This window comes from Dickeya chrysanthemi NCPPB 402 (assembly GCF_000406105.1).
Lineage (GTDB): Bacteria > Pseudomonadota > Gammaproteobacteria > Enterobacterales > Enterobacteriaceae > Dickeya > Dickeya chrysanthemi.
This window is the reverse complement of record NZ_CM001974.1, coordinates 896,071-922,734: the sequence shown is the minus strand read 5'-3', so window position 1 is coordinate 922,734 and position 26,664 is coordinate 896,071. Positions and strand designations below refer to the sequence as shown.

Annotated in this window: 26 protein-coding genes; 8 read left to right on the top strand and 18 right to left on the bottom strand. The window is 54.0% G+C overall.

The features are described 5' to 3' along the window. Nucleotides 1–9: 9 nt before the first annotated feature. Nucleotides 10–576: a D-glycero-beta-D-manno-heptose 1,7-bisphosphate 7-phosphatase gene (gene gmhB / locus DCH402_RS04125; protein ID WP_012768606.1), complete on the bottom strand. Its 567-nt coding sequence runs from the start codon at nt 574–576 to the stop codon at nt 10–12. A 180-nt stretch (nt 577–756) separates the two neighbouring features. On the opposite strand from gmhB, the gene metN reads away from it, so the two are divergent. The 6 genes from metN (at nt 757) to proS (ending at nt 6,372) form a co-directional block, all read left to right on the top strand. After that, nucleotides 757–1,788 (top strand): methionine ABC transporter ATP-binding protein MetN, encoded by a 1,032-nt coding sequence (gene metN, locus DCH402_RS04120; protein ID WP_039999891.1) that lies wholly within the window; start codon nt 757–759, stop codon nt 1,786–1,788. Beyond that, a complete protein-coding gene (locus DCH402_RS04115) occupies nt 1,781–2,434 on the top strand; it encodes a methionine ABC transporter permease MetI (protein WP_012768604.1) in 654 nt (217 codons plus the stop codon). Before metN ends, DCH402_RS04115 begins: the two co-directional genes overlap by 8 nt. Before the next feature lie 62 nt (nt 2,435–2,496). Further along, the gene (locus tag DCH402_RS04110) at nt 2,497–3,312 is read left to right on the top strand and encodes a MetQ/NlpA family lipoprotein (protein WP_039999888.1); all 816 of its coding nucleotides are present in this window, start codon (nt 2,497–2,499) and stop codon (nt 3,310–3,312) included. Between the two features lie 115 nt (nt 3,313–3,427). Next, nucleotides 3,428–3,835, top strand: a complete 408-nt coding sequence (gene rcsF, locus DCH402_RS04105; protein ID WP_039999887.1) for an Rcs stress response system protein RcsF — start codon at nt 3,428–3,430, stop codon at nt 3,833–3,835. Beyond that, a complete protein-coding gene (gene tsaA, locus DCH402_RS04100) occupies nt 3,832–4,539 on the top strand; it encodes a tRNA (N6-threonylcarbamoyladenosine(37)-N6)-methyltransferase TrmO (RefSeq protein ID WP_039999885.1) in 708 nt (235 codons plus the stop codon). Before rcsF ends, tsaA begins: the two co-directional genes overlap by 4 nt. A gap of 114 nt (nt 4,540–4,653) precedes the next feature. Then, nucleotides 4,654–6,372 (top strand): proline--tRNA ligase, encoded by a 1,719-nt coding sequence (gene proS, locus DCH402_RS04095; protein ID WP_039999883.1) that lies wholly within the window; start codon nt 4,654–4,656, stop codon nt 6,370–6,372. Nucleotides 6,373–6,448: 76 nt separating this feature from the next. Here proS and rpoS read toward each other — a convergent pair whose 3' ends face one another. The 15 genes from rpoS to cysJ all read right to left on the bottom strand — a co-directional run bounded on the left by rpoS (nt 6,449) and on the right by cysJ (nt 22,153). After that, entirely contained in the window at nt 6,449–7,441 is a 993-nt protein-coding gene (rpoS, locus tag DCH402_RS04090) for an RNA polymerase sigma factor RpoS (protein WP_012768599.1), read from the bottom strand. Nucleotides 7,442–7,494: 53 nt separating this feature from the next. Next, nucleotides 7,495–8,709, bottom strand: coding sequence for a murein hydrolase activator NlpD (gene nlpD / locus DCH402_RS04085; protein ID WP_039999881.1), 1,215 nt, complete (start codon nt 8,707–8,709; stop codon nt 7,495–7,497). Between the two features lie 321 nt (nt 8,710–9,030). Continuing rightward, entirely contained in the window at nt 9,031–9,657 is a 627-nt protein-coding gene (locus tag DCH402_RS04080; protein ID WP_039999879.1) for a protein-L-isoaspartate(D-aspartate) O-methyltransferase, read from the bottom strand. Nucleotides 9,658–9,773: 116 nt separating this feature from the next. Beyond that, entirely contained in the window at nt 9,774–10,841 is a 1,068-nt protein-coding gene (truD, locus tag DCH402_RS04075) for a tRNA pseudouridine(13) synthase TruD (RefSeq protein WP_039999877.1), read from the bottom strand. Beyond that, nucleotides 10,835–11,332, bottom strand: coding sequence for a 2-C-methyl-D-erythritol 2,4-cyclodiphosphate synthase (gene ispF / locus DCH402_RS04070; protein WP_039999875.1), 498 nt, complete (start codon nt 11,330–11,332; stop codon nt 10,835–10,837). Before ispF ends, truD begins: the two co-directional genes overlap by 7 nt. Nucleotides 11,333–11,356: 24 nt before the next feature. Beyond that, entirely contained in the window at nt 11,357–12,064 is a 708-nt protein-coding gene (ispD, locus tag DCH402_RS04065) for a 2-C-methyl-D-erythritol 4-phosphate cytidylyltransferase (protein WP_039999873.1), read from the bottom strand. Nucleotides 12,065–12,066: 2 nt separating this feature from the next. Then, nucleotides 12,067–12,420 carry a cell division protein FtsB gene (gene ftsB, locus DCH402_RS04060; RefSeq protein ID WP_039999871.1) on the bottom strand — a complete coding sequence of 118 codons (354 nt, stop codon included), beginning with the start codon at nt 12,418–12,420 and terminating at the stop codon, nt 12,067–12,069. 220 nt (nt 12,421–12,640) lie between these two features. Next, nucleotides 12,641–12,988, bottom strand: coding sequence for a DUF3561 family protein (locus DCH402_RS04055; protein ID WP_039999869.1), 348 nt, complete (start codon nt 12,986–12,988; stop codon nt 12,641–12,643). Nucleotides 12,989–13,150: 162 nt separating this feature from the next. Next, entirely contained in the window at nt 13,151–13,765 is a 615-nt protein-coding gene (cysC, locus tag DCH402_RS04050; protein WP_039999868.1) for an adenylyl-sulfate kinase, read from the bottom strand. Between the two features lies 1 nt (nt 13,766). Beyond that, complete coding sequence (cysN, locus tag DCH402_RS04045) at nt 13,767–15,194, bottom strand: sulfate adenylyltransferase subunit CysN (protein ID WP_039999866.1); 1,428 nt, start codon at nt 15,192–15,194, stop codon at nt 13,767–13,769. Between the two features lie 11 nt (nt 15,195–15,205). Further along, nucleotides 15,206–16,114: a sulfate adenylyltransferase subunit CysD gene (cysD, locus tag DCH402_RS04040; RefSeq protein ID WP_039999864.1), complete on the bottom strand. Its 909-nt coding sequence runs from the start codon at nt 16,112–16,114 to the stop codon at nt 15,206–15,208. Nucleotides 16,115–16,124: 10 nt separating this feature from the next. Then, entirely contained in the window at nt 16,125–17,546 is a 1,422-nt protein-coding gene (cysG, locus tag DCH402_RS04035) for a siroheme synthase CysG (RefSeq protein WP_039999862.1), read from the bottom strand. Nucleotides 17,547–17,867: 321 nt separating this feature from the next. Continuing rightward, on the bottom strand, nt 17,868–18,602 hold the full coding sequence (locus DCH402_RS04030; protein WP_039999860.1) for a phosphoadenylyl-sulfate reductase: 735 nt from the start codon (nt 18,600–18,602) through the stop codon (nt 17,868–17,870). 12 nt (nt 18,603–18,614) lie between these two features. Then, nucleotides 18,615–20,330 carry an assimilatory sulfite reductase (NADPH) hemoprotein subunit gene (gene cysI / locus DCH402_RS04025; protein ID WP_039999858.1) on the bottom strand — a complete coding sequence of 572 codons (1,716 nt, stop codon included), beginning with the start codon at nt 20,328–20,330 and terminating at the stop codon, nt 18,615–18,617. Beyond that, nucleotides 20,330–22,153 (bottom strand): NADPH-dependent assimilatory sulfite reductase flavoprotein subunit, encoded by a 1,824-nt coding sequence (gene cysJ, locus DCH402_RS04020; RefSeq protein WP_039999856.1) that lies wholly within the window; start codon nt 22,151–22,153, stop codon nt 20,330–20,332. The genes cysI and cysJ overlap by 1 nt, the downstream gene beginning before the upstream one ends. A 736-nt stretch (nt 22,154–22,889) precedes the next feature. On the opposite strand from cysJ, the gene queD reads away from it, so the two are divergent. Next, nucleotides 22,890–23,258 (top strand): 6-carboxytetrahydropterin synthase QueD, encoded by a 369-nt coding sequence (gene queD / locus DCH402_RS04015; protein ID WP_027711056.1) that lies wholly within the window; start codon nt 22,890–22,892, stop codon nt 23,256–23,258. A gap of 36 nt (nt 23,259–23,294) precedes the next feature. On the opposite strand, the gene queE is transcribed toward queD, so the two are convergent. Further along, on the bottom strand, nt 23,295–23,966 hold the full coding sequence (gene queE, locus DCH402_RS04010) for a 7-carboxy-7-deazaguanine synthase QueE (protein WP_039999854.1): 672 nt from the start codon (nt 23,964–23,966) through the stop codon (nt 23,295–23,297). A 486-nt stretch (nt 23,967–24,452) separates the two neighbouring features. Here queE and DCH402_RS04005 point away from each other — a divergent pair, with 486 nt between their 5' ends. Beyond that, the gene (locus DCH402_RS04005) at nt 24,453–25,427 is read left to right on the top strand and encodes an MBL fold metallo-hydrolase (RefSeq protein ID WP_039999852.1); all 975 of its coding nucleotides are present in this window, start codon (nt 24,453–24,455) and stop codon (nt 25,425–25,427) included. 68 nt (nt 25,428–25,495) lie between these two features. On the opposite strand, the gene bglB is transcribed toward DCH402_RS04005, so the two are convergent. After that, nucleotides 25,496–26,635: a beta-galactosidase BglB gene (bglB, locus tag DCH402_RS04000; protein ID WP_039999850.1), complete on the bottom strand. Its 1,140-nt coding sequence runs from the start codon at nt 26,633–26,635 to the stop codon at nt 25,496–25,498. Between the last annotated feature and the right edge of the window lie 29 nt (nt 26,636–26,664).

Here is a 26,664-nt window from a genome sequence, read left to right as displayed (position 1 = left end):
CCCTTACGATTATTTTGCGCGCTGTTTTATCGTTTTTGGCAAGTCCGCCAGGCTATTAATGACCCAATCAGCCAGTTTTTCACCTTCTTCAGTCACCGGCTTACCCGTTTTCACCAACACTTTAGTGCCTACGCCTGCCGCCTGCGCCGCCTGCATATCTTCTATTTTGTCGCCCACCATATAGGAAGCCGCCATATCAATATGCAGATGGCGTTGCGCAGAGATGAACATGCCTGGCTGAGGTTTACGGCAATCGCACTGTTGACGGTATTCCCCTTCACCGGCATCAGGATGATGCGGACAGTAATAAATACCATCCAGATCGACACCCCGATCGGCCAGCGACCAATCCATCCACTCGGTCAGTTGCATGAACTGATCTTCAGTGAACTTCCCTCTGGCAATTCCTGACTGGTTAGTTACCAGCACCAGAGCAAAACCCATTTTTTTAAGCTCATGCAGGGCCTCAATCACCCCATCGATAAACTGAAACTGATCGATTTCATGAACATACCCATGGTCTACATTAATAGTACCGTCACGGTCGAGAAAAATTGCTGGAACGCTATTTACCACTTACCTTTGCTCCTGATGGCGTAAATTGCGCGTAGTATCGCATGTTTTCATCATCAATAGATGATGCCATACCGATAGCTTCTTGATTGACTTAGACGTCTAGACGCCTTAACATCCCATCCACATTGGGTCGGAACATCATGAGTTCTAATCCGGCCATCGGCATCTTTGATAAAACTTATGATTGAACTAATTAATATTACAAAGGTTTTTCAGCAAAAAAGCCGCGCCGTCACCGCGCTTGACGACGTGACATTACGCGTCCCTGCTGGTCAGATTTATGGCGTAATTGGTGCATCAGGTGCAGGAAAAAGCACACTGATTCGTTGCGTGAATCTGCTGGAAAGACCGACTCAGGGGAAAGTACTTATTGACGGCAAGGATCTGATGAGCCTGTCGGAAAGCCAGTTGACACATACTCGTCGTCAAATCGGCATGATTTTCCAGCACTTCAATTTGCTATCTTCACGCACCGTATTTGGCAATGTGGCGCTGCCGCTGGAATTGGACAATACCCCGGCTTCCGAAATCAAGCAGCGGGTCCATCAACTACTGGATTTGGTTGGGCTATCAGACAAACATGACGCATATCCGGCCAACCTGTCCGGCGGGCAAAAACAGCGCGTTGCGATTGCCCGCGCGCTGGCAAGCAATCCAAAAGTCTTGCTATGCGATGAAGCGACCAGTGCGCTGGACCCAGCCACCACCCGTTCTATTCTTGAATTACTGAAAGACATCAATCGCCGGTTGGGGCTGACCATTCTGCTAATTACGCACGAAATGGATGTTGTTAAACGCATTTGTGATCAGGTTGCGGTGATCAGCGACGGTAAACTGATTGAGCAAGATACAGTCAGCGAAGTGTTCTCACACCCTAAAACGCCACTGGCGCAAAAGTTCATTCAATCTACCCTGCATCTGGATATTCCGGATGACTATCAGCAACGATTGTCGACGTCACCTCGCCAGGATAGCGTACCGATATTACGCATGGAATTTACCGGTCAGTCGGTTGATGCACCACTACTGTCCGAAGTGGCCCGCAAATTCAACGTCAACAATAACATTATCAGTGCACAGATGGATTACGCCGGCGGCGTTAAATTCGGCATCATGCTGGCCGAAATGCACGGGCAAGAAACCGACACTCAGGCAGCTATCGCCTTTCTGCAGCAACATCACGTGAATATTGAGGTATTGGGTTATGTCTGAAGCCATGATCTGGTTGCTTGCCCGCGGAGTATGGGAAACCGTGGTAATGACTTTCGTGTCAGGCTTTTTCGGCTTTGTGCTGGGTTTGCCTATCGGCGTGCTGCTGTATATCACCCGGCCCGGGCAGATTATCGCTAATCCCAAGCTCTACAGCAGTATTTCCGCGTTGGTAAACATCTTCCGCTCAATTCCCTTCATTATTTTATTGGTGTGGATGATTCCGTTTACCCGAATCATTGTCGGAACCGCGATTGGCTTACAGGCAGCCATCGTACCGTTGACGGTGGGTGCTGCACCGTTTATCGCTCGTATGGTAGAAAATGCCCTGCTGGAGATTCCAACCGGTTTAATCGAAGCGGCACGCGCTATGGGCGCCACGCCATTGCAGATTATCCGCAAAATTCTGCTACCAGAGGCTCTTCCCGGCCTGATCAATGCCGCCACTATTACATTGATTACACTGGTAGGCTATTCAGCCATGGGCGGAGCCGTCGGTGCTGGTGGTTTAGGGCAGATTGGTTATCAGTACGGCTATGTCGGTTATAACGCCACCGTGATGAATACCGTACTGGTTCTGCTGGTGGTTCTGGTTTATCTGATTCAATTCTTTGGCGACAGAGCAGTACGCGCGGTTACCCATAAATAATGGGTTTATCATCGCGCCTATCATTCTTCAGTGCAGGTTAAAACATTACACAGAGGTAAAAAATGGCAATTAAATTGAAATCTCTCGCAGCGGTTGGGGCGTTAATTGGTGCACTGGCGCTGGCAGGATGCGGTCAGGAGCAGAAGAACCCTAACCACATTAAAGTCGGCGTAATCGTTGGTGCCGAGCAGCAGGTAGCTGAAGTGGCGCAGAAAGTGGCTAAAGAAAAATACGGCCTGGATGTTGAGCTGGTGACCTTTAATGATTACGTGCTGCCGAACGAAGCGCTGAGCAAAGGCGATATCGACCTGAATGCCTTCCAGCACAAACCGTATCTCGACCAGCAAATCAAAGATCGCGGCTACAAGCTGGTTTCCGTCGGCAACACGTTCGTGTATCCGATCGCGGGTTACTCCAAGAAAATCAAATCGCTGACCGAGTTGCAGAACGGCGCCCAAGTCGCCCTGCCTAACGACCCGACGAATCTGGGACGTTCGCTGCTGCTGCTGCAGAAAGTTGGCCTGATCAAACTGAAAGACAACGTTGGCCTGCTGCCAACCGTACTGGATGTCACTGAAAACCAGAAAAACCTGAAACTGGTTGAGCTGGAAGCGCCGCAGTTGCCACGCTCTCTGGACGACGATCAGATTGCTCTGGCCATCATCAACACCACCTACGCCAGTCAGATTAACCTGACGCCGACCAAAGACGGTTTGTTTGTGGAAGAAAAAGACTCACCGTACGTTAACCTGCTGGTTGCTCGTGAAGACAACAAAGACGCAGAAAATGTGAAAAAATTTGTCAAAGCTTACCAGTCTGACGAGGTAAATCAGGCTGCACTGAAGGTATTTAACGGTGGTGCGGTGAAAGGCTGGTAAGTTAATACTTACTTTATTGCATCAAAAGAGAGTCAAGACGGGCATCTGCCCGTCTTGTTATTTTCTGTATAGCTTGCTTCAATAATCGCACTTTATCCAAGCCAGAGGAAAATTTATGCGTGCTGTACCTGTTCTACTGCTAGCGTTTTCGCTAACAGGATGTTCCCTGCTGCACAAACCTGCGGCACCGGCCCCGCAACCTCAGCCCCCGGCAGTTGTTGAACCGCCGCCGAAGCCGAAGCCGGTTGCGCATCCGGCACCAGCCGTGCTGTATAAAAGTGCAGAAGAACTGGTAGGCAAACCATTCCGTGATATGGGTGAAGTATCGGGCTCCTCCTGTCAATCCAGCGCGCAGGATACACCTCCCAGTATTCCATCCGCCCGCAGAAAGATGCAGAACCGCGCTACCGCCATGAAAGCCAATGCCGTACTGTTGCATGACTGCCAAGTCGTCAGCAATGTGGCGGGATGCTACCGTCAGGCCGTTTGTCAGGGCACCGCACTGAAAGTTTCCGCGCAATGAGTCAATTTTGCTTTAATCAGATCGGCGTTATCCGTTCACCTTACAAAGAAAAATTTGCCGTTCCCCGGCAACCCGGTCTGATTAAGGATGGCGGTGGAGAATTACATCTTCTCTCACCTTACAACCAACCCGAAGCCGTACGCGGGCTCGAAGACTTCAGCCACCTGTGGCTGTTGTTCGTTTTTCACCAGACAGCCTCCGCAGGCTGGCGGCCGACCGTCAGACCTCCCCGTTTAGGCGGTAATACACGTATGGGCGTATTCGCCACCCGCTCGACGTTTCGCCCGAATCCGATAGGTATGTCGCTGGTTGAACTTAAGGCAATACATACGGTGAGAGATAGCGTGATACTGGAGCTGGGCAGTCTGGATCTGGTGGATGGTACCCCCATCATCGATATCAAACCGTATTTACCGTTTGCGGAAAGTCACCCTCAAGCTCGTGCGGGTTTCGCACAGTTAGCCCCTGCCGCCGATATGCCCGTCTGTTTTTCCGCATTAGCAGAGCAACAGTTGATGGAACAACAACAATGCCACCCTAATTTACAACGTTTCATTACTCAGGTTTTGGCCCAGGACCCCCGACCGGCTTATCGCAAAGGGGAAGACGACGCCAAGGTTTATGCCGCCCGGCTACTGGAATTCAATGTTAAATGGCGCGTAATCAACGGGCAAACGGAAGTCATCAGCCTCGATATCGGTTAAAAAACACGGCAGCGCCTTTTGGGGAACGGCCCGCACTGGTAAACTAAACCACTTTTTCTGCCTGAACCACATTGTGGTTAATGCTATTTATTTGTTCTGACGGAACTCAAAATCATGCGTACAAGTCAATACATGCTCTCCACGCTGAAGGAGACGCCTGCCGATGCCGAAGTCATCAGCCATCAGTTGATGCTGCGTGCCGGGATGATTCGTAAACTGGCTTCCGGCCTTTATACCTGGTTGCCGACCGGTTTGCGGGTGCTGAAAAAAGTCGAAAACATCGTGCGTGAAGAAATGAATAACGCCGGCGCCATCGAAATTTCAATGCCGGTGGTTCAACCCGCCGACCTATGGCAGGAAAGCGGCCGCTGGGAACAATATGGCCCGGAACTGCTGCGCTTTGTTGACCGTGGCGACCGCCCTTTTGTGCTCGGCCCAACGCATGAAGAAGTGATTACTGATTTGATCCGTAACGAAATCAGCTCATACAAGCAGTTGCCGCTGAATTTCTATCAGATCCAGACCAAGTTCCGTGATGAAGTTCGTCCGCGTTTTGGTGTCATGCGTGCCCGCGAATTCCTGATGAAAGATGCCTATTCGTTCCATACCACGCAGGAATCCCTGCAGGTGACGTATGATGCGATGTTCGCGGCTTACAGCAAGATTTTCAGCCGTATGGACCTGGATTTCCGTCCGGTACAGGCGGATACCGGTTCAATCGGCGGCAATGCATCGCACGAATTCCAGGTACTGGCCAGCAGTGGCGAAGACGATATCGTATTCTCCACGGAATCGGATTACGCCGCCAATATCGAGCTGGCGGAAGCTGTCGCTCCTGAACATAGCTTAAGCGCGCCGACCCAATCCATGACGTTGGTGGATACCCCTAACGCCAAAACGATTGCAGAGCTGGTCGCACAGTTCAACCTGCCGGTGGAAAAAACCGTGAAGACGTTGCTGGTGAAAGCGACCGAAGAAAGCGGCCATAAACTGGTTGCCCTGCTGGTACGCGGCGATCACGAGCTGAACGAAGTCAAAGCGGAAAAACTGGAGCAGGTTGCCAGCCCACTGACTTTTGCGACTGAGGATGAAATCCGTGCGATTGTGAAAGCAGGCCCAGGCTCTCTGGGACCGGTCAACATACCGGTGCCGGTTATTATTGACCGGACCGTGGCGGTAATGAGCGATTTCAGCGCCGGTGCCAATATCGATGGAAAACATTATTTCGGCATCAACTGGGAACGTGACGTCGCGCTGCCGCAGGTTGCGGATATCCGTAATGTGGTAGAAGGCGATCGCAGCCCGGACGGTAAAGGCACGCTGCTCATCAAACGCGGTATTGAAGTAGGTCATATCTTCCAACTGGGTAAAAAATACTCTGAAGCGTTAAAAGCAACGGTACAAGGTGAAGATGGCCGCAACCAGATCCTGACCATGGGGTGCTACGGTATCGGCGTCACACGTGTGATTGCCGCCGCCATTGAGCAGAACCACGATGACCGCGGTATTATCTGGCCTGATGCGATTGCGCCGTTCCAGGTAGCGATTCTGCCGATGAACATGCATAAATCCTTCCGCGTGCAGGAAGTGGCCGAGGGGATTTACCAGCAGTTACGCGCTAACGGTATCGATGTATTACTGGATGATCGTAAGGAACGTCCTGGGGTGATGTTTGCGGACATGGAGCTGATCGGTATTCCGCACACCATCGTGATCGGCGATCGCAATCTGGATAATGACGAGATCGAATACAAGCACCGTCGTAAAGGCGAAAAAGAGATGATCAAAGCCGGCGATATCGTCGAATTCTTGTTATCTCAGTGCGCCCGATAACACAGGCCGTATTGCAGATATAAAAAATGGTGGGGCAACCCACCATTTTTTTGTGCCATGTTAATTATTGTACGAGTTACTCGCGGAACAGTTCTTCGATGTCCAGACCTTGTACCTGCAGAATTTCACGCAGACGACGCAACCCTTCTACCTGAATCTGGCGAACCCGTTCGCGGGTCAGACCTATTTCACGACCGACATCTTCCAGCGTCGCTGCCTCATATCCCAACAGACCGAAACGGCGAGCCAGTACCTCGCGCTGTTTAGCGTTCAGTTCAAACAACCACTTAACGATATTCTGTTTCATATCGTTATCCTGAGTGGTGTCTTCCGGGCCGTTATCCTTCTCATCGGCCAGAATATCCAGCAACGCTTTTTCCGAATCGCCTCCCAGCGGCGTATCTACCGATGTGATGCGCTCGTTAAGACGCAGCATACGGTTTACGTCATCCACCGGTTTATCCAACCGTTCGGCAATCTCTTCCGCACTCGGCTCGTGGTCAAGCTTGTGAGAAAGCTCACGCGCAGTACGCAGATAGACATTGAGTTCTTTAACGATATGGATAGGTAAACGAATAGTACGCGTCTGGTTCATGATGGCCCGTTCAATGGTCTGACGGATCCACCAGGTGGCATATGTTGAAAAACGGAACCCACGTTCAGGGTCAAATTTCTCAACGGCACGGATCAGGCCGAGGTTCCCTTCTTCAATCAAGTCCAGCAACGCCAGCCCTCGATTGTTGTAGCGGCGGGCGATCTTCACCACCAGCCGCAGGTTACTCTCAATCATACGGCGGCGAGAGGAGAGATCGCCGCGTAGCGCCCGACGGGCAAAATAGACTTCTTCTTCCGCCGTCAGAAGAGGTGAGTAGCCGATCTCTCCCAAATAGAGCTGAGTAGCATCCAGCACACGCTGTGCAGTTCCTTGCGAGAGCAATTCCTCATCGAGTAGATCGCTATCGCCGGTTTCTTCCTCTGCCAGCGCTTTGTCGTCAAAAACGTCGACTCCATTCTCATCAAATTCAGCATCTTCATGTAACTCGTTAACTTTCAGCGTATTTTGGCTCATAAGTGGCTCCTACCCGTGATCCCATGGCAGAATACCGAAATACTCTGCCCGATTTATCGCTGCGGAAGGAAACGCAGCGGGTTTACGGATTTCCCCTTGTAACGAATTTCAAAATGCAAGCGTACTGAACTGGTTCCGGTGCTACCCATGGTAGCGATTTGTTGACCCGCCTTTACCTCTTGTTGTTCCCGGACCAGCATGGTTTCGTTATGGGCATAGGCGCTCAGGTAATCATCATTATGTTTGATGATTATCAGATTACCGTAACCGCGTAACGCGTTACCCGCATACACTACGCGCCCGGAAGCGGTAGCGACGACGGATTGCCCACGTGAGCCGGCGATATCAATCCCTTTATTTCCCCCCTCTGAGGCTGAGAAACTATCTATGACTTTCCCATCTGTAGGCCAACGCCAACTGGCAATTGCCGTGTTGGTTTGCGTCGGTTCGGTAGCAGGAAGCGTAGCTGCCGCCCCTGCCGCAGGCAGCATCTTACCGCCCGCATTCTGTTTACCCGAATCCTCAGAATACGCATTAGTTGGTTGAGAATCAACCTGCGCAGTTTGCATTTGTGTCGGGGACGATGCCGATACGGCACCAGCCGCGGCGGCGTTGGCCGGCAGCATATGGCCGCTGCTATTTGCATTATTATTGCCCGACAGCATGCGACCGCCGCCAGAGGCTTTGGCGGTATTCTCAGGCAACATATGGCCGCTGTTGGCCGGGTTGCTGGCGACAGGAGTGGACACCGACGGCGCACTGGCAATCGCCATACCTTGCGTGTTCCCCCCGGCGTTCATATTACTGCCGAGGCTCAGCGACTGACCGACATTCAGACTATACGGTTCCTGAATATTGTTGCGTTGCGCCAGCTCGCGATAATCATTACCGGTAATCCAGGCGATATAGAACAACGTATCGCCACGTTTTACCGTGTAGGTATTGCCGGTATAACTCCCTTTGGGGATGCTGTTATAACTGCGGTTATAGACGATTTTCCCTTCATGAGTGGTGATTGGCGCCCCACTCGCCGTTTGACTGGCGCTCGCTGAAGGAACGGGCTGCGTATTATTGCTGACGCTTCCCATGCTGGAGATTCGCGGCGGTGGTGAATAGGTGGCCGTACTGCCTGAACGGCTTCCCTCGCCGTTACCTCCCACGCTGCTGATCGGGGCTGACTGATTATTGTCGTTTGCACAACCAGCCAGTCCCAGAGTAATAACCGAACACACAGCGATCTGACGCCAGTTAACGATTTGGCTTCCCATGCGCCAAATTCCCCCTATAACCAAAAATGACGAAATCTGTCCGGCCCCGACGTGACTCGCTCGGGATACCCTGATGAAGGCTGGCGATCATGTGCAACGGAGCAATAAACAATAGCCACCGTTCATGTTGGTCGTCGATACAAACAGGCGATACCCGCACAGTGCTGTCTGGCGGCCATGCCGTACCAACAGGGTTAAGACACGGACAACGACGGGACACAGCCTATCAATATCAATCCGTTATCACCATAAGACAGTTGTATTGAAATTTTAAAGACAGACGTTTTTACTGCTGAATACGCTAATGCGAGTGCAACGGTATCAAGCCAGTTCCCCTTTGACCAGCGGAACAAACCGAACCGTTTCTACTGTCTGGATAATAAATTCGCTATTGCGATGCACAACCACCTGCAATGTTTGCTGCTGCTCGCCCACCGGCAACACCATAATGCCGCCCTCATCCAGTTGCGCCATCAGGGCTGAGGGGATCTCAGGCGGTGCGGCGGTGACAATGATCGCATCGAACGGACCTTTAGACGACCAGCCTTGCCAGCCGTCGCCATGGCGAGTGGAGACATTATGCAGATCCAACTGCTTGAGACGCCGTTTAGCCTGCCATTGCAGGCCCTTAATGCGCTCCACCGAAAAGACATGCCTCACCAGATGCGCCAGTATCGCGGTCTGATAACCGGAACCGGTGCCGATTTCCAACACTCGGGATTCTGTCGTCAGCCGCAGTAATTCGGTCATTCTGGCAACGGTATAAGGTTGGGAAATGGTTTGTCCGGAGCCAATCGGCAACGCGACATTATCATAGGCTTTATGCTCGAAAGCCTCGTCAACAAAACGCTCACGAGGAACCGAAACCATCGCCTGCAACAGACGTTCATCCTGAATACCCTGCTGGCGAAGCTGTGTCAGCAGTGTTTGCACGCGTTTGTTCACCATCCCTTGCCAGCTCCAGCGTTAGCCCTGCTCATCAACTCGCTCCGTCCTCCGATAGCAAAGAAAACCGACCGTCCATTTCAGGATAACTTACGCATTTGAAACCGAAAAAACGACCATTATGACCCGGTGTTTTCCTGCGCAACAGGAAGCAGTAACTCTCGCACCACGCTGGTAGCAAAGCATCCAGCAGGCAACCAGAAGTGTAACGCAAGCGTAGCGTCATCCTGCCATGACCAGTGCATCTCTTGCGGATACAGCATGATGGCGCGGCGTGCGCTCTCCACCCGTTCGCGCGTCAGCAATGACAGCAACAGCGATTGCTCCTGCAGACACAACTGCTCAAACGCCAGTGCCTGTGCTTGCACGCCCGGTTCCCCCTGCCCGGGTAATGCAGCGGTAATCTGTAACTCGCCGGCATTTACACGCGATTGTACGTCTACACGCGATTGTACGTCGTCCAGTTCGTCCGGTTTAACCACGAACCAACTGCCGCGACCAGTCAGTTGCAGCGCGTCGCCCGTTAAGACCTGCGTTGCGCCATACGTCGCCAGACGGGCACTGGCTATCTGGTTAAATAGCTCACTGCGAACAGCGGAAAGATAGAAGCTTCGCTTACTACGCTCTTTAACACGAATCTCGTTACTCGCCCAACGCCGGGCCTGTTCCAGATTATTGCCATCATGACCAAAACGCTGACTGCCGAAATAATTAGGCACGCCTCTGGCTGCAATTAAGGCCAGACGGCTTTCAACATCAGGCCGGTTGCTAATCTCACGCAGCACCAACCTGAAATGGTTGCCGCGTAACGCGCCAATACGCAGTTTACGGCGATGGCGCTGCGCTTCAAGGATTTCACACCCTTCCAGCGCAAATGCCGACCACTCCGGGTCCACTTTTCCCGGCAAATGAAGACAAAACCACTGTTCGGTAACGGCATGCCGATCCTTCAACCCGGCATAACTGACGGAACGTGCCGGGATCCCGGCGAACTTCGCCAGCGCTTCCGCCACAAAGGACGTATTGCATCCTCGTTTGCGCAGGCGCACCAGCACATGTTCGCCGTCACCGTCTGCGGTAAACCCCAAATCTTCGGCAACGAAGAAGTCATCCGGCGATGCCTTGAGTATTCCCGTAGCGACAGGTTCACCATGCAGCCAGAACAGTGATTCACACGCCATCACCATGCCACAACTCCGGCGGCGTCACCCCGCACCAGTAGCACCACCGCTTCACAGGCGATCCCCTCGCCACGCCCGGTGAAGCCTAACTGCTCCGTCGTGGTGGCTTTAACATTGACGTCATCCATATGCGATTGCAGATCTTCGGCAATGTTGACGCGCATTTGCGGGATATGCGGCGCCATTTTGGGCGCCTGAGCAATGATAGTGACATCGAGATTGCCCAGTTGGTAGCCTTTATCGCTGATGCGGCGCCAGGCCTCACGCAAAAGCTCGCGACTGTCGATGCCGCGATACGCCGGGTCGGTGTCGGGAAACAGTTTTCCGATATCGCCCATCGCCGCGGCGCCCAGCAGTGCGTCAGTGACGGCATGCAGCACAACATCACCATCGGAATGCGCCAGTAAACCGCGCTCATAGGGAATACGTACCCCACCGATCACCAGCGGGCCTTCGCCGCCAAATTTATGCACATCAAAACCGTGACCGATACGCATCACTCAGGCTCCTTTATTATCGTGTTAATCATGATCCGGGCTGCGGGTCAAATAAAACTCCGCCAGGGCCAGATCTTCCGGGCGCGTGACTTTGATATTGTCTGCGCGCCCCGGAACAATCTGCGGTCGATAGCCGCAATATTCCAGCGCGGAGGCTTCATCGGTAATGGTTGCCCCCTCACGCAACGCACGCGCCAGAGACTCCCGTAACAGCGCCAGTGGGAATAATTGCGGCGTCAGAGCATGCCACAGCGCTTCTCTCTCCACCGTATGGTCAATCCGCCCATCACGGCTTCGCTTCATGGTATCACGTACCGGCGCCGCCAAAATGCCGCCCACTTCACTCTGCCCGGTCAGCAGCAACAGCCGCGACAGGTCATCCTGATGTAAACAAGGCCGGGCGGCATCATGAACCAACACCCAATCAGCCTGCCGTATATGCTGCAACCCGGCCAACACCGAGTCGGCGCGCTGCCGACCACCGGTCACCACCTGAATACGGGGATCCGAAGCCAACGGCAACGCCGAAAAATAGGGATCATCGGCACTGATGGCGATAACAACCCGATGAATACGCGGGTGGCGCAACAACGCCGCAACCGTATGTTCGAGAATGGTTTTATTACTGATGGAAAGATACTGTTTGGGGCGGTCGCTCTGCATCCGGCTGCCGTTACCAGCCGCCGGCAGAACAGCGACCACCTCAGCCAACGCATGATTTGAGGTAGACATACCTAGCGAGACATCGATGATGAAGTGGAAGACGTGGGGGAAGGCGATGCAGGTGATAAGTGGGCGCCGGCACGGCGATCCGCCTGATCGGCCACCAAACGATAAAAACTTTCACCCGGTTTGGTCATGCCCAGCTCGTTGCGTGCCCGCTCCTCAATGGCTTCCTGACCACCGTTGAGATCGTCGATTTCCGCGAACAGCTGTTCGTTACGGGATTTCAGTTTGACGTTGTTGGCCTGCTGCACTGCCACGTCATCCTTCACCCGCACATAGTCATGAACACCATTTTTCCCCAGCCAGAGCGAATACTGCAACCAACCGAGGATAATCAACAATAATAGCGAAAGTTTTCCCATCCAGCCCCCTGAAAAGCCGCCTAATCATCCCATAACTTTTGTCAGGACTCCACCTCCGACAACAAGCGGCCTCTACCTAATGACGGGAAAAAACGGATATAACCGGATAACAGCGGATTTAACTCGCGACGGATAAAGTTATTCACTCATAGAAATGGTTTTATCAAGGACGTAAACAGTCTGAAATCGATATTATGCCGGGTCGCGGTTGCCTGCGCCGCTACCACCCGGTGATCAGCAGGAAAACCAGCCAGAACAAGCCTGGAATACTGACCGCACAGCAGAGCATCATCCACACCGCATGATTCGGCAACAAAACGCGAAACAACATCCCGATCAGTACCGACAGCGGCATCAATGCCAGAAAGAAAGGCCAGGTATAGAGCATTAACAACAGCGTGGAATTCAAACCGTAGAACATGAAAGGAAGGGAAAAAGCCAGCCAGTAAAAGCAAAAACCAGCCACTGCGCCTACCAACGGGCTGTAAGAAGCGGAGGAAATCTCTTCCTCCTCCTCATCATGACCGGTTTGTGTACTGCGATCAGATAATGGCGTCACGCTCTGCATCATCGTTCCTGCTTACCCCATGACAGGGTAACCGTTGGCCAGAAAACTATACCTTCACCACCTTCACCTTCACCGACAACCGACGGCGCTCAACATATCACTCATGCAAATACGCACTATGCAAATACGCCCTTACGGTGTCGGCAAAGGGCAGGCTGAGGCTTAGATGATAGCTCGACCATGCAACATATCTAATAATTCGTCGACTAAATTTGTTACCAATTGTTGGCCGTCAAGATGCAATTCAGGCTGCTCCGGCGACTCATAAACCGCATCGATACCGGTAAAATTACGTAGTTCTCCGGCCCGTGCTTTCCGGTAGAGACCTTTAGGGTCGCGGGCTTCACAAATAGCCAGCGGCGTATCGACGAACACTTCAAGAAACTGTCCCTGATCAAGCAGTTCGCGGACCATCTGTCGTTCAGCGCGGTGCGGAGAGATAAACGCCGTTAATACAACCAGCCCCGCATCGACCATCAACCGGGCAACTTCACCTACCCGGCGAATGTTCTCACGCCGGTCGTCATCGCTGAATCCCAAATCCCGGCACAAACCATGCCGAACGTTGTCGCCATCCAGCAAATAGGTGCTGACACCCCGTGTAAACAGCGCCTGCTCCAGCGCGCCGGCCAGAGTAGACTTGCCTGAGCCCGACAACCCGGTGAACCATACCACCACGCCCCGATGCCCATGCTGCCGTTCGCGGTCTTCACGCGTGACGGCATGATCATGCCATACCACATTGTCATCGACCGGTTGAGAATGCGTGTGCGCCACGTTATTTTCCTCCCAACAGGTCACGCGCGCCCCAATGCGGGAAATGGCGACGAATCAATGCATTCAGTTCCAACTCAAACGCACTGTAATTGCCGGCATCCGCTATCTCCTGCCCGAGTGGCTCACGTACCAATCCAGCGCCTACCGTCACATTGCTCAAACGGTCGATAAAAATCATACCGCCGGTAACGGGGTTGTGCTGATACTTATCCAGCACCAGCGGTTCATCAAAGACCAGCTCGACCAGACCAATGCCGTTAAGCGGCAGCGATTCGGTCACACGCTGAGTCAACGTATTGATGTCCACTTGATAATCGATGTTTTCTACCCGGGCGCGGGTTTTCTTGCCTGCAATCTTAATGTCGTAACTGCGTCCCGCCACCAGCGGTTGCTCCGCCATCCAGACTACATCCACTTTCGCGCTGCGCACCGACTGCAGTGTTTCCTCGCTGCCGACCAGCAAATCACCGCGGCTGATGTCGACCTCGCTGGACAATACCAGCGTCACCGCTTCGCCAGCCTGCGCTTGCTGTAAGTCGCCATCAAAGGTGACGATACGACTCACGCTGGATTCCACCCCGGACGGCAGCACCTTCACTCGCTGCCCGACCTGTACCGTGCCTGACGCCACCGTACCGGCATACCCACGAAAATCCAGATTCGGGCGGTTAACATACTGCACCGGGAAACGCATTGGCTGGCTCAGGCTGCGGGCAGAAACATTGACCGTTTCCAGCACCTCCAGCAACGTCGGGCCATGATACCAACTCATGGTCGAGCTCGGCGTCGCCACGTTATCGCCATCGAGAGCGGAAATCGGCACAAAGGTGATATCCAAATCCGCCGGTAACTGGCCGGCGAAATCCAGATAATCGCGTTTGAACTGGTCAAAGACCGCCTGCTGATACTCCACCAGATCCATCTTGTTGACCGCCACCACCAGATGGCGAATGCCCAACAGCGTAGCAATAAAACTGTGGCGGCGAGTCTGATCCAATACGCCTTTGCGCGCATCGATCAACAGAATCGCCAGCTCGCAGGTAGAAGCGCCGGTCGCCATATTCCGGGTGTACTGCTCATGCCCCGGCGTATCCGCGATGATGAACTTGCGTTTCTCAGTGGAAAAATAGCGGTAAGCCACATCAATAGTGATGCCTTGTTCACGCTCGGCCTGCAAGCCATCCACCAGCAATGCCAGATCAAGCTTTTCGCCCTGCGTACCGAGACGTTTACTGTCATTGTGCAGCGTCGAAAGCTGATCTTCGTAAATCTGGCGAGTATCGTGCAGCAGTCGGCCAATTAGAGTGCTTTTGCCATCGTCAACGCTGCCGCAGGTCAGAAAACGCAGCAGGCTTTTGTTCTGCTGTGCATGAAGATACGCTTCAACCCCGCCCTGCTCGGCAATCTGTTTTGCAATACTATGATTCATTTGACGATTCCTCAGAAGTACCCTTGACGCTTTTTCAGCTCCATGGAGCCGGCCTGATCTCGGTCAATAACCCGTCCCTGACGCTCGCTGGTAGTGGATACCAACATCTCTTCAATAATTTCCGGCAACGTCTGCGCCTGTGACTCCACCGCGCCGGTCAGCGGCCAGCAGCCGAGCGTACGAAAACGCACCATGCGCCTGGCAATCACTTCGCCCGGTTGCAGGTCGATGCGGTCATCATCCACCATCAACAGCATACCGTCACGCTCAAGCACCGGACGTTCGGCAGCCAGATACAGCGGCACAATATCGATATTTTCCAGATAGATGTACTGCCAGATATCCAGTTCGGTCCAGTTGGACAGCGGGAACACGCGGATGCTTTCCCACTTGTTAATCTGGCCGTTATAGTTGCTCCATAGCTCCGGGCGCTGATTTTTCGGATCCCAACGATGAGCGCGATCGCGGAAAGAGTAGATTCGCTCTTTAGCGCGAGATTTTTCCTCGTCACGGCGGGCTCCACCAAACGCCGCATCAAAACCGTACTTGTCCAGCGCCTGTTTCAACCCTTCGGTTTTCATGATGTCGGTATGTTTAGCGCTGCCATGTACAAACGGGTTGATTCCCATCGCGACGCCTTCCGGGTTCTGATGCACCAGCAGCTCGCAACCATAGGCTTTGGCGGTACGATCACGGAATTCGTACATTTCGCGGAATTTCCAGCCGGTATCGACATGCAAGAGCGGAAACGGCAGCGTCCCTGGAAAAAACGCCTTGCGAGCAAGGTGCAGCATCACGGAGGAATCTTTGCCGATGGAATACAACATCACCGGGTTACTGAATTCGGCCGCCACCTCGCGAATGATGTGAATACTTTCTGCTTCAAGCTGTTTTAAATGCGTGAGTCTTTTCTCGTCCATAACCTTAACCTTAAGCCAGATTCACCACGGCCGAACGCCCATCAGTCGGCGTCATCCGCGCTTGTTCACCAAACCAGGCGATGTGTTGATGCAAATTCACCACTTCGCCAATCACCAACAGTGCCGGCGTCGGAGCCTGTTGTGCCAGAGATTCCAGCTCCGCCAGTGTTCCGGTCAGCACCACCTGATCCTGCCGCGTACCGCGACCGATGACCGCGACCGGTGTATCCGGCGCCCGGCCATGTGCGATCAGCTGTTGGCTGATTTCCGCCGATTTCACCGTCCCCATATAGATAGCCAATGTCTGCCGGCCACGCGCCAACGTCGACCAATCCAGCGCGTCGCCATCCGGCCGACAATGCCCGGTGATGAATATCACGCTCTGTGCGTAATCCCGGTGCGTCAGCGGAATACCGGCATACGCCGTAGCGCCTGCGGCGGCAGTAATACCCGGCACCACCTGAAACGGAATCCCCGCCTGCGCCACCTGCTGCAGTTCTTCTCCACCGCGCCCAAAAATAAAGGGATCGCCGCCCTTCAGCCGCACCACCCGTTTCCCTTCCTGCGCCAGCTTCACCAACAGCGCATTAATGTCCTCTTGCGGCAGCAGGTGCGCGCTGGCGCGCTTCCCGACACAAATCCGCTCCGCATCACGACGCACCAGATCCAGCACATCATTACTGACCAGATGATCGTAAAGCACCACATCCGCCTGCTGGATCACCTGCAAACCGCGTAATGTCAGCAAACCGGCATCGCCGGGACCTGCGCCGACCAGCGCGACCTCGCCCTGTCGGGCATCAGGCTGCGCCAGTTGTTGCGCCAGTTCCTGTTCGGCCTGAGCCAGTTGACCGGCGGCAACCAGACTGGAAAAGCGGCCGCTAAAAATACGCTCCCAAAAACGACGCCGCTCCGTTACCGATGCCAGCCGCTGCTTAATGCGACCACGCCATTTTCCGGCCAGCTCCGCCATCAGCCCCAAGCGGGCAGGCAACAACGCTTCCAGCTTTTCACGTAATAAGCGCGCCAGTACCGGTGCCTGACCGCCGGACGAAATCGCAACCACCAACGGCGAGCGGTCAATCAGCGACGGGAAAATAAATGAGCATTTGGGCTGATCATCCACCACGTTAACCAGCAACTGGCGTCGATTCGCTTCCTCGAAGACCGTGGCATTCAACGCCCCGTCGTCCGTCGCCGCTATCACCAGAAATACGTTATCCAACAGCGCAGGCGAAAAATCCTGCGCTACCCATGCCAGTTGCCCAGCCTGATATCGCGCATGAAGCGGCTCACACAACGACCGTGCCGCCACCCGGACATCCGCCCCGGCCCGTTGCAACAAATCAATTTTGCGAGTCGCCACTTCACCGCCGCCAACCACCAGCACGGGGCGTTTGCGAAGATCGGCGAATAAAGGGAGATAGTTCACAGATGCCTTTACTAAGCTAAAAAATTTATAACGCGACTATAAAACGTGAAGAGAAAGGTTATGAAATGCCGAATTAGTATGATTAGTTCCGTAATGGAATAACAAACTGCGCGTGAAAGAATAAAAACGCTTAATAACGGTTTTCATGACGATTTTTACACTTCGCGTTCGCCTGAGTCTGCATTGGCAGACGGGAACATCGCTCGTAGAGCATATCATGCACTGGTAGCGAGCTAAGCTACCAGCAACATTCAACAACGAGTCACGCTATAGCGACATGATTGGTAAACCGTTTGAGCCTTATGCACGTTTTCTGAAGAATCAACCCTCATGCAGCCCGCATTCGCGTTTCAGGCCGAAGAAACGGGTTTCTTCCTCGCTCATACCCGGTTCCCATTTACGGGTGGTGTGGGTATCGCCGACCGACAAATAACCTTGTTCCCATAGCGGGTGGTAGCTCAGTCCATTGGCTTTCAGGTATTGGTACACCGTACGGTTATCCCAATCGATAATCGGCAAAAACTTGAATACGCCACGCTGAACCGCCAGCACCGGCAACGATCCGCGACTGCCCGACTGTTCACGACGCAGCCCGGCAAACCAGGTGCCGGCCTGTAACTCTTGCAACGCCCGGTTCATCGGTTCGACTTTATTGATCTGGTTGTACTGTTCAATCCCTTCCACCCCTTGCTCCCACAGTTTACCGTAGCGCGCCTCCTGCCAGGCAGGAGACAATGCAGCACGGTAAACCCGCAGGTTAAGGTTCAGCTGTTCGGTCAATTGATCGATGAACTGATAGGTTTCCGCAAACAGATAGCCGGTATCGGTGAGGATGACCGGAATATCCGGGCGTTGCCGGGTAACCAAATGCAGACACACCGCGGCCTGAATGCCGAAACTGGAAGATAACACGAACTCACCGGGCAAATTTTCCAGTGCCCAGCTGACTCGCGCCTCGGCAGACAGACTGTCCAGCTGTTGATTAATCTCCGCCAGCGCAGCGGTCTGCTCCGGTTCGGGCAAGTCGCGCAGCAACTCCAGATTCAGCATTGACATCAGCGTCTCCTATCAGTCGTAAAAATCAATAGCGGGATCCAGTACCGGCTTAACGATACCGACACGGATAGCAAAATCGCCGAAGCCTTCGCCGCCGTGACGTTCACCGGCCCAACGCGCGACCAGTTGGTCAATCTCCGTCAGGATCTCTTTTTCGGTAATGTTCTCGCGGTACATGCGCGGAATGCGCGTCCCCTCACGATTACCGCCGATATGCAGGTTGTAACGGCCGATGGCTTTCCCCACCAGACCGATTTCCGCCAGCATCGCCCGTCCGCAACCGTTGGGGCATCCCGTCACACGCAACACGATGTGATCATCGCCCACACCGTGCTTGTGCATAATCCCTTCCACCAGGGTGACGAACTCCGGCAGGAAGCGCTCCGCTTCCGCCATCGCCAGCGGGCAAGTCGGCAGCGATACGCAGGCCATCGAGTTCTGTCGCTGTTCGGTGACGCTATCATCGATCAGGCCGTACTGACGCGCCAGCGCCTCGATTTTGGCTTTGTCGCGCGTCGCAACACCGGCCACGATCAAGTTCTGGTTAGCGGTAAGCCGGAAATCACCTTTATGGATTTTGGCGATTTCCGCCATGCCGGTTTTCAACGGGCGCCCTGGGTAATCCAGAAGGCGGCCATTCTCAATGAACAGGGTCAGGTGCCATTTATTATCGATCCCTTTCACCCAGCCGATGCGATCGCCCCGACCGGTAAACGCATACGGCCGCACGGTTTCAAAGGTAATACCGGCGCGACGCTCGACTTCCTGTTTAAAGGTGTCGACCCCTACCCGCTCCAGCGTGTATTTGGTCTTGGCGTTTTTACGATTGGTACGGTTGCCCCAATCACGCTGGGTGGTGACCACCGCTTCGGCCACCGCCAGCGTCTGTGCTAATGGAATGTACCCCAACTCACTGGCCGTGCGCGGATAAGTGGTCTTGTCGCCATGCGCGATGGAAAGACCGCCGCCCACCAGCACGTTAAATCCCACCAGTTGGCCGTTATCTGAAATGGCGACAAAGTTCAAATCGTTGGCGTGCAGGTCCACATCGTTCTGCGGCGGGATCACCACCGTCGTCTTAAACTTACGCGGCAGATAGGTCGGCCCCAGAATCGGCTCTTCATCGGTGGTCGCGACCTTTTCCTTATCCAGCCACACTTCGGCGTAAGCACGCGTACGCGGCAGCAAGTGTTCGGAGATTTTCTTCGCCCACTCATACGCCTGCTGATGCAGTTCCGACTCCACCGGATTAGACGTACACAACACGTTGCGGTTAACGTCATTGGCGGTGGCCAACGCATCCAGCCCCACCTCATGCAACAGTTGGTGGACGGACTTCAGCTCGCCTTTCAGAATGCCATGAAACTGAAACGTCTGGCGGTTAGTGATACGAATGCTGCCGTAGAGTGTTTTTTCGCCGGCAAACCTGTCGATAGCAAGCCACTGCTGCGGCGTCATGACGCCGCCCGGCAGACGGCAGCGCAGCATCATAGCGTGGCGCGGCTCCAGCTTCTGTTCGGCACGTTCGGCACGAATATCGCGGTCATCCTGCTGGTACATGCCGTGAAAACGAATCAGCAGGAAGTTATCGCCGTTAAAGCCGCCGGTCAGACCGTCGTTCAAATCGTCCGTAATGGTGCCGCGCAGGTAATGGCTTTCCTGCTTCATGCGTTCGGCATCCGCCAGCTTGCCTTCGACCACCAGCGGACCAGAATATCTTTCGCTCATTAGTACACATCTCTCTGATAACGCCGCTCAAGACGCAGCTCGCTTAAAAACTCATCCGCCTGTTCGGCATCCATACCGCCATGTTCAACCGCAACAGCCAGCAACGCCTGTTCGACGTCTTTTGCCATGCGGTTGGCATCGCCGCACACATAAATATGGGCGCCGTCCTGAATCCAGCGCCATACTTCCGCGCCTTTTTCACGGATCTTGTCCTGCACGTAGATCTTATGAGCCTGATCGCGCGACCAGGCGAGATCGATCTGCGTCAACAGCCCGTCTTTCACGTAACGTTGCCATTCCACCTGATAGAGGAAATCTTCGGTAAAGTGGGGATTGCCGAAGAACAACCAGTTTTTACCGCCGGCACCCTCGGCTTCTCGCTGCTGCATAAACGCACGGAACGGAGCGATACCGGTACCCGGACCAATCATGATCACCGGTGTTTCCGGGTTAGCCGGCAGGCGGAAATTATCATTGTGTTCAATGAATACGCGAACGTCGCCATCCTCTTCCAGACGATCCGCCAGATAGCCCGATGCGCCGCCGCTACGCGCACGGCCTTCATATTCATAACGAACGACACCAACGGTAATATGGACTTCGCTGCCGACATCCTCTGGTGAGGAAGCGATGGAATAGAGGCGAGGCGTCAGCGGGCGCAATAAGCCGGTGAGCTGCTCCGGCGTCAGTTCCGTCGGCGCTTCACGCACCATATCCACCAGCGGCGTACGTTGGGCGTACTGTTGCAGGGCGGATTTATCCGCCACCAGCCCAAGCAGCGCCTCATTACGCGACAACGCCGCATAGTTGGCGACGATCGGCGCCGTATTCTGCGTCAGTTCAAAATGACGTTGCAGCGCTTCGGCCAACGGCAGGGTTTCGCCGCCGACCACCACTGGCTCATCGCCTTTCAGCCACAACAGCGCCAACAGTTCCTGCACCAACGCCGGGGAATTCTCATACCAGACGCCAAGCGCATCGCCCGGCTGATAATGCAGACCGGAATCCCCCAAATCGATCTCGATATGACGGACATCTTTCTCGGAGTTGCGACCGGTAATTTTCTGATTGGTCAATAACGAAGCGGTATAGGGCGCATCCTTATGGTACGAGCTGGCGGTGCCCGTCGCGTTGGCCTTGCCGCTGGCGACGCTCTGCACCGCCACCGCCGTCTGGCCGGCAAAACGCACCTTCAACGCCTCAACCACCTGACGACGCCACTGTTCCGCCAACGGTTGAAACTCTACATCGGCATCGACGCGATCCAGCAGGCGTTCAGCCCCCAATTCAGCCAGACGACCATCAAAGTCCTTACCGGCCTTGCTGAAGAACTCATAAGACGTATCGCCCAGGCCAAATACCGCAAATGTCACACCCGTCAGTGCCGGTGCTTTCTTCGAGAACAGGAATTTATGCAGCGCTACCGCCTCTTCCGGCGGTTCGCCCTCGCCCTGCGTCGAGGTGACGATCAACAGCAGTTTTTCCTGTGCAATCTGCTTGAATTTGTAGTCGCCGGCATTCACCAGCGTCACCGGCAAGCCGGCGGCCGACAGCTCGTCACGAACCTGCTCCGCCACTCGGCGGGCGTTGCCGGTCTGAGAGGCGGAAATCAGCGTGATGGTTGCCGGCGGCGCGGCGTCTGCCGTTGACGTCACGGCTGCCGGTGCGGCAAGCACGCCGGGCTGTTGTTGAACTACGCCCCAGAAATAGCCGGACAGCCAGGCCAGTTGCGTCGGAGAAAGATCACCGGTCGCGGCCTGAAGACGCGAAAGTTGCTCCACGCTCAACGGGAGCTGCGGAGTCGGAAAAGCCGGAGTTGTCATTGTGGTGTCGGTATCCTTGTTCTGGCCACGGACGCTGATGCCGGGTTGCCGCTATAGCCAATTTCATGAAATAGAAAGCGAGATAGGATATAAGGTAACCATCCCTATCTGAACAATTAAAGACATGATGGAAATATTTAATAACCAAAACGACTAAATAGTTTTTTTGATAACACTTATTGCTTTAAGTGTTATGGATCACAATTTACTGCATTGATTATTTTGATGTTTATTTTCCGCTATACCCTTGCTTCACAGCCCACGGCCCACGATGGATCGATTGTGCGATCTGATTCACGTTTATTTAACATAATAAAATACAATCCGCAGGTGATGCCGTGTGAATTCGCCCCAAGGGGTAAAAATGTGATGAAACACACATCACGCGTCAGGCGTGACGGGTATGACGTAATCACGCTCTTATTCGCGCCTGTCACCCCTCGGCTGATGGCATTACCCCCGATACGGCGTTATTCCAGCAAGCGATCGATGAGCTGGCGGCACAAGGCGGCGTGAGCGACTTAACCTGGCACAAGATGACGCTGCAACGCCCATCGCCGTTACCCGTTGGCTGGAGCCCCGATGCGATTGTTGAACTCGCGGAGTAACCGATCGACGGAGCAGGTCGCCAGCCCGGGATACTGACCAAAAGAACAGTCTGGTTGTCAGGATACGTGCGTCACACCGCACTTTCCGGTAGTATGCGACGGTTTTTGAATGACATGAGAGCATCACCATGCCAACCACACTGTTTAAAGACTTCCAGTTCGAAGCCGCACACCGACTTCCCCATGTACCCGATGGTCATAAATGCGGACGCCTGCATGGCCATTCGTTCATGGTGCGTCTGGAGATTACCGGTGAGGTCGATCCCTATACCGGCTGGGTGATGGATTTCGCCGAGTTAAAAGCGGCGTTTAAACCCACCTGGGAGCAGTTGGATCATCACTATCTGAATGATATTCCGGGACTGGAAAACCCCACCAGCGAAGTGCTGGCGCGCTGGATCTGGCAGCAACTCAAACCGACGCTGCCTTTGCTGAGCGCAGTGACCGTTAAGGAAACCTGCACCGCAGGTTGCGTCTACCGCGGCGAAAACGACTGAGTCGGCGGCCAGCGCCGCTATCAGATAACCGCGCCGTCAGGCAATATTGAGGTATTTGTGAGTCTGCATCGATAAGCGCCAGTTGCGGGCGATGCAGGTTTCAATGCACAGCCGGGTGGCGTCGTCCTTCTGGCTAATCGGCTGTAAGGCCACAACCCGCGGCTTATCGTCATCCAGCCTTGCCAGCAACGCATCCAACGCCTCGATATCCCGCTCACGCGCCACCGGATGCTTGATTTCATCTGCCCGCTGCAAAGCCTGATCCAGCACTGCCAGACCACCGCGCATATTCACCTTAGGAGAAACCGTTACCCAACAGGCCGACGAGCAGCGCACCTCATGCGTACCGCTGGTTTCAATCTGAGTGCTGAACCCCTGCAGCTCCAGCGCTTGCGTCAACGGCATCAGGTCATGGATGCAAGGCTCTCCGCCGGTAATCACGATGTGTCTGGCGCTGTATCCCTGTAGCCTCATTTGCTGCAACAGTTCCTCACTGCTGGAATGGCTCCAGGCATCGCTCTCCCCGCTTTTCACCAGAATATCCGCCAGCGGGATCTGCCGATCCGGCAACCGTTCCCAGGTATGTTTGGTGTCACACCAGCTACACCCCACCGGACATCCCTGTAGACGGATAAATACCGCCGGGACGCCGGTAAAAAAACCTTCGCCCTGCAGGGTCTGGAACATTTCGTTAATCGGGTAACGCATCGTGTTTGAGTATTCCTTCTGGCTAAACCGCTATTATCGCTGATAGTGGTTGCTATGCCAAACCGCCGGGTGCGATACCCTCAGAACGGCAACCGGGGATTTGTGCCTGTACGGCTTCCGGTTAATAATCAATATACCCAAAATAATTCGAGTTGCAGGACAACACGCATTGCGTGTTGAACAACGCAACGCGTTGGCCCGTCAGGGCAAGGCTCATAATGAGCCTTGTCACGCGGCAAGAGAGTGAAAAATTCGTCGGGAACGAATTTGACCAGCCAAAGGCTGGCCTCTGGTGAGAGACAGGATGTCTCTCATTTCATCCCGATGAGCTTACTCAGGTAAGTGATTCGGGTGAACGAACGCAGCCAACACACCTGCAACTTGAAGTATGACGAGTATAAGCCACGCATGATACGGTCACATGGCTATTCAAATCGCAGACCTTTATTCAAATAACAGACCGCTCTTCAAATAAGGAAATGTAAGATGACGTTATTAAAACCCCTGGCTGTTTTCTGTTTGTCATTATCTCTGGCCCCTGCACTCGCTCATGCTAAAGCCGTCGCGCCAGTCAAAACCCAACCCGGCTATTATCGCGTTATGGTCGGGCAGTATGAAATCACCGCGTTGTCCGACGGCACCAATACCATGCCGATGGACAAGTTGCTCACCCGTACCCCGCGGGAAAAGATTATCAGCCTGCTGGAAGCCAGCTACCTGAAACCCCAGGTAGAAACCTCGATTAATGCCTTTTTAATCAATACCGGTAACAACCTGATTCTGGTCGATAGCGGCACCGGCGCGCTGGGCGGTAAAACCACCGGCAAAACCCTGGTCAACCTGAAGGCAGCCGGGTACAAACCGGAACAAGTCGATACCGTCCTGGTGACTCATCTACATGCCGACCATTTCGGCGGCCTGGTCAGCGACGGCAAGCTGGTTTACCCCAATGCCACCATTTATGTGAATCAGAAAGACACGGATTTCTGGCTGAGTCCGGATAATCTGAAAAAAGCGCCGCAGGACAAAAAAGCCGGATTTGAACGTGTGCAGGAAGTATTCCGCCACATCCGCGAAGCCGGCAAACTGAAGACGTTCACCGATCATCAGTCTCTGCCGGCCAGTATTACTGCGGTGCCTACGCCGGGCCATACCCCCGGTCATACCGCTTTTCTGGTAAACAGCGATGGGCAGAAAATGCTGCTGTGGGGGGATATCGTGCACGCCGAAGCGGTGCAAATGCCGCTGCCGGACACCGCCATCGCCTTTGATTCCGACAGCGAGCAGGCGGTTCGCACGCGTGATGCGTTACTGAAAGAGACGGTGAAGCAAGGTTATTGGGTCGCCGGCGCACACCTGCCGTTCCCCGGCATCGGCCACGTCGCCGTGCAACAGGGTGAAAACGGTAAAACCAACGGTTATCGCTGGTTACCGGTCAATTACAGCTTGTCTGGCTTGTGAGTTATCGCTCCACTCAAAAAACGGGCTTCCACTGGAAGCCCGTTCTATCACCTTGCCTTTCCACGCGTTTACAGATACACGCGTAAGTACTCAGACAGACACAGAATCGCCATCGCCTGACCATACGGCATTGAAGTCAACGGAATCTGGCGGTAGTAATCCAGATCCTTGCCCATCGCTGTGCCGAAGGACACATTGCGCAACTCCCCATTCTCACTGATATTCGCCACTACGCCGCGCATCGCTTTTTCCGCCACCTCAGCGTAGCTGCGATCGATGTAACGCTTACGTACCGCCTTGAGGATGCCGTAGGCAAACCCGGCCGTCGCAGAACTTTCCAGATAAGAATTAGGATCATCCAACAGTGTATGCCACAGACCGCTATCATCCTGATACTTCGCCAGCGCCTCAACCTGGCTTTCCAGCACCTGAATCAGAAAACGACGCGTCGCGTTATGTTCAGGCAAATCCAGCAATTCAATAAATTCAGGGATAACAATCGTCAGCCAACTGTTGCCGCGCGCCCAACGCGCCTGGGCAAAACTGTGGTTGCCGTCGAAAGTCCAGCCGTGGAACCACAGGCCGCTCTGACGATCCATCAGGTACTGCACGTGCAGCAGGAACTGATAAGTGGCTTCTTCCACAAACTCGGGGCGGTTGAGCAACTTACCGATTTTCGCCAGCGGCAACACGCTCATCATCAACGTGTCGTCCCACAATTGATCGGTGTTTTCGCTGTTGTAGACGATATGCTGCAACCCGTTCTTGTGGGTACGCGGCATGTCGTACATCACCCACTCTGCCCAGCGTTCAAGATACGGCACCCAACGGCTGTCGCCGGTTTCTTCATAGCGATAGGCCAGCGTCAAAAACGGGCATACCGTGTTGACGTTTTTGGTCGGCGTGCCCTCTTCCAGCCGGGCAGTAAACCAGTCATCAATGATGGCACGCATCTTATCGTCGCCGGTTTGGCGATAGTACTGATAGATGCCGTACAACCCAATGCCATGCGTCCATTCCCAGCCAGCCCAGCCTTTGGTATCGATCACCCGGCCATCATCCAACCGCAGCAGGAACTCACCGGTTTTATCCTCGATATTGACAAGATTGTCGGTCACCCGGCAAATCAACGCTTTTAACTCATCCCGGGAGATGAAGTATTCGGGCTGGCGCAGCAGCGCACTATGCTTTACAGGAAAAATGGTCATAACAGATATCCAGATTCAGTTTCATTACA

Bases quoted from the DNA above. Each gene is read 5' to 3' on its own strand.
- metN (WP_039999891.1), top strand. From the start codon at position 757: ATGATTGAACTAATTAATATTACAAAGGTTTTTCAGCAAAAAAGCCGC.
- DCH402_RS04115 (WP_012768604.1), top strand. From the start codon at position 1,781: ATGTCTGAAGCCATGATCTGGTTGCTTGCCCGCGGAGTATGGGAAACC.
- DCH402_RS04110 (WP_039999888.1), top strand. From the start codon at position 2,497: ATGGCAATTAAATTGAAATCTCTCGCAGCGGTTGGGGCGTTAATTGGT.
- rcsF (WP_039999887.1), top strand. From the start codon at position 3,428: ATGCGTGCTGTACCTGTTCTACTGCTAGCGTTTTCGCTAACAGGATGT.
- tsaA (WP_039999885.1), top strand. From the start codon at position 3,832: ATGAGTCAATTTTGCTTTAATCAGATCGGCGTTATCCGTTCACCTTAC.
- proS (WP_039999883.1), top strand. From the start codon at position 4,654: ATGCGTACAAGTCAATACATGCTCTCCACGCTGAAGGAGACGCCTGCC.
- rpoS (WP_012768599.1), bottom strand. From the start codon at position 7,441: ATGAGCCAAAATACGCTGAAAGTTAACGAGTTACATGAAGATGCTGAA.
- nlpD (WP_039999881.1), bottom strand. From the start codon at position 8,709: ATGGGAAGCCAAATCGTTAACTGGCGTCAGATCGCTGTGTGTTCGGTT.
- DCH402_RS04080 (WP_039999879.1), bottom strand. From the start codon at position 9,657: ATGGTGAACAAACGCGTGCAAACACTGCTGACACAGCTTCGCCAGCAG.
- truD (WP_039999877.1), bottom strand. From the start codon at position 10,841: ATGGTGATGGCGTGTGAATCACTGTTCTGGCTGCATGGTGAACCTGTC.
- ispF (WP_039999875.1), bottom strand. From the start codon at position 11,332: ATGCGTATCGGTCACGGTTTTGATGTGCATAAATTTGGCGGCGAAGGC.
- ispD (WP_039999873.1), bottom strand. From the start codon at position 12,064: ATGTCTACCTCAAATCATGCGTTGGCTGAGGTGGTCGCTGTTCTGCCG.
- ftsB (WP_039999871.1), bottom strand. From the start codon at position 12,420: ATGGGAAAACTTTCGCTATTATTGTTGATTATCCTCGGTTGGTTGCAG.
- DCH402_RS04055 (WP_039999869.1), bottom strand. From the start codon at position 12,988: ATGCAGAGCGTGACGCCATTATCTGATCGCAGTACACAAACCGGTCAT.
- cysN (WP_039999866.1), bottom strand. From the start codon at position 15,194: ATGAATCATAGTATTGCAAAACAGATTGCCGAGCAGGGCGGGGTTGAA.
- cysD (WP_039999864.1), bottom strand. From the start codon at position 16,114: ATGGACGAGAAAAGACTCACGCATTTAAAACAGCTTGAAGCAGAAAGT.
- DCH402_RS04030 (WP_039999860.1), bottom strand. From the start codon at position 18,602: ATGTCAATGCTGAATCTGGAGTTGCTGCGCGACTTGCCCGAACCGGAG.
- cysI (WP_039999858.1), bottom strand. From the start codon at position 20,330: ATGAGCGAAAGATATTCTGGTCCGCTGGTGGTCGAAGGCAAGCTGGCG.
- cysJ (WP_039999856.1), bottom strand. From the start codon at position 22,153: ATGACAACTCCGGCTTTTCCGACTCCGCAGCTCCCGTTGAGCGTGGAG.
- queD (WP_027711056.1), top strand. From the start codon at position 22,890: ATGCCAACCACACTGTTTAAAGACTTCCAGTTCGAAGCCGCACACCGA.
- queE (WP_039999854.1), bottom strand. From the start codon at position 23,966: ATGCGTTACCCGATTAACGAAATGTTCCAGACCCTGCAGGGCGAAGGT.
- DCH402_RS04005 (WP_039999852.1), top strand. From the start codon at position 24,453: ATGACGTTATTAAAACCCCTGGCTGTTTTCTGTTTGTCATTATCTCTG.
- bglB (WP_039999850.1), bottom strand. From the start codon at position 26,635: ATGACCATTTTTCCTGTAAAGCATAGTGCGCTGCTGCGCCAGCCCGAA.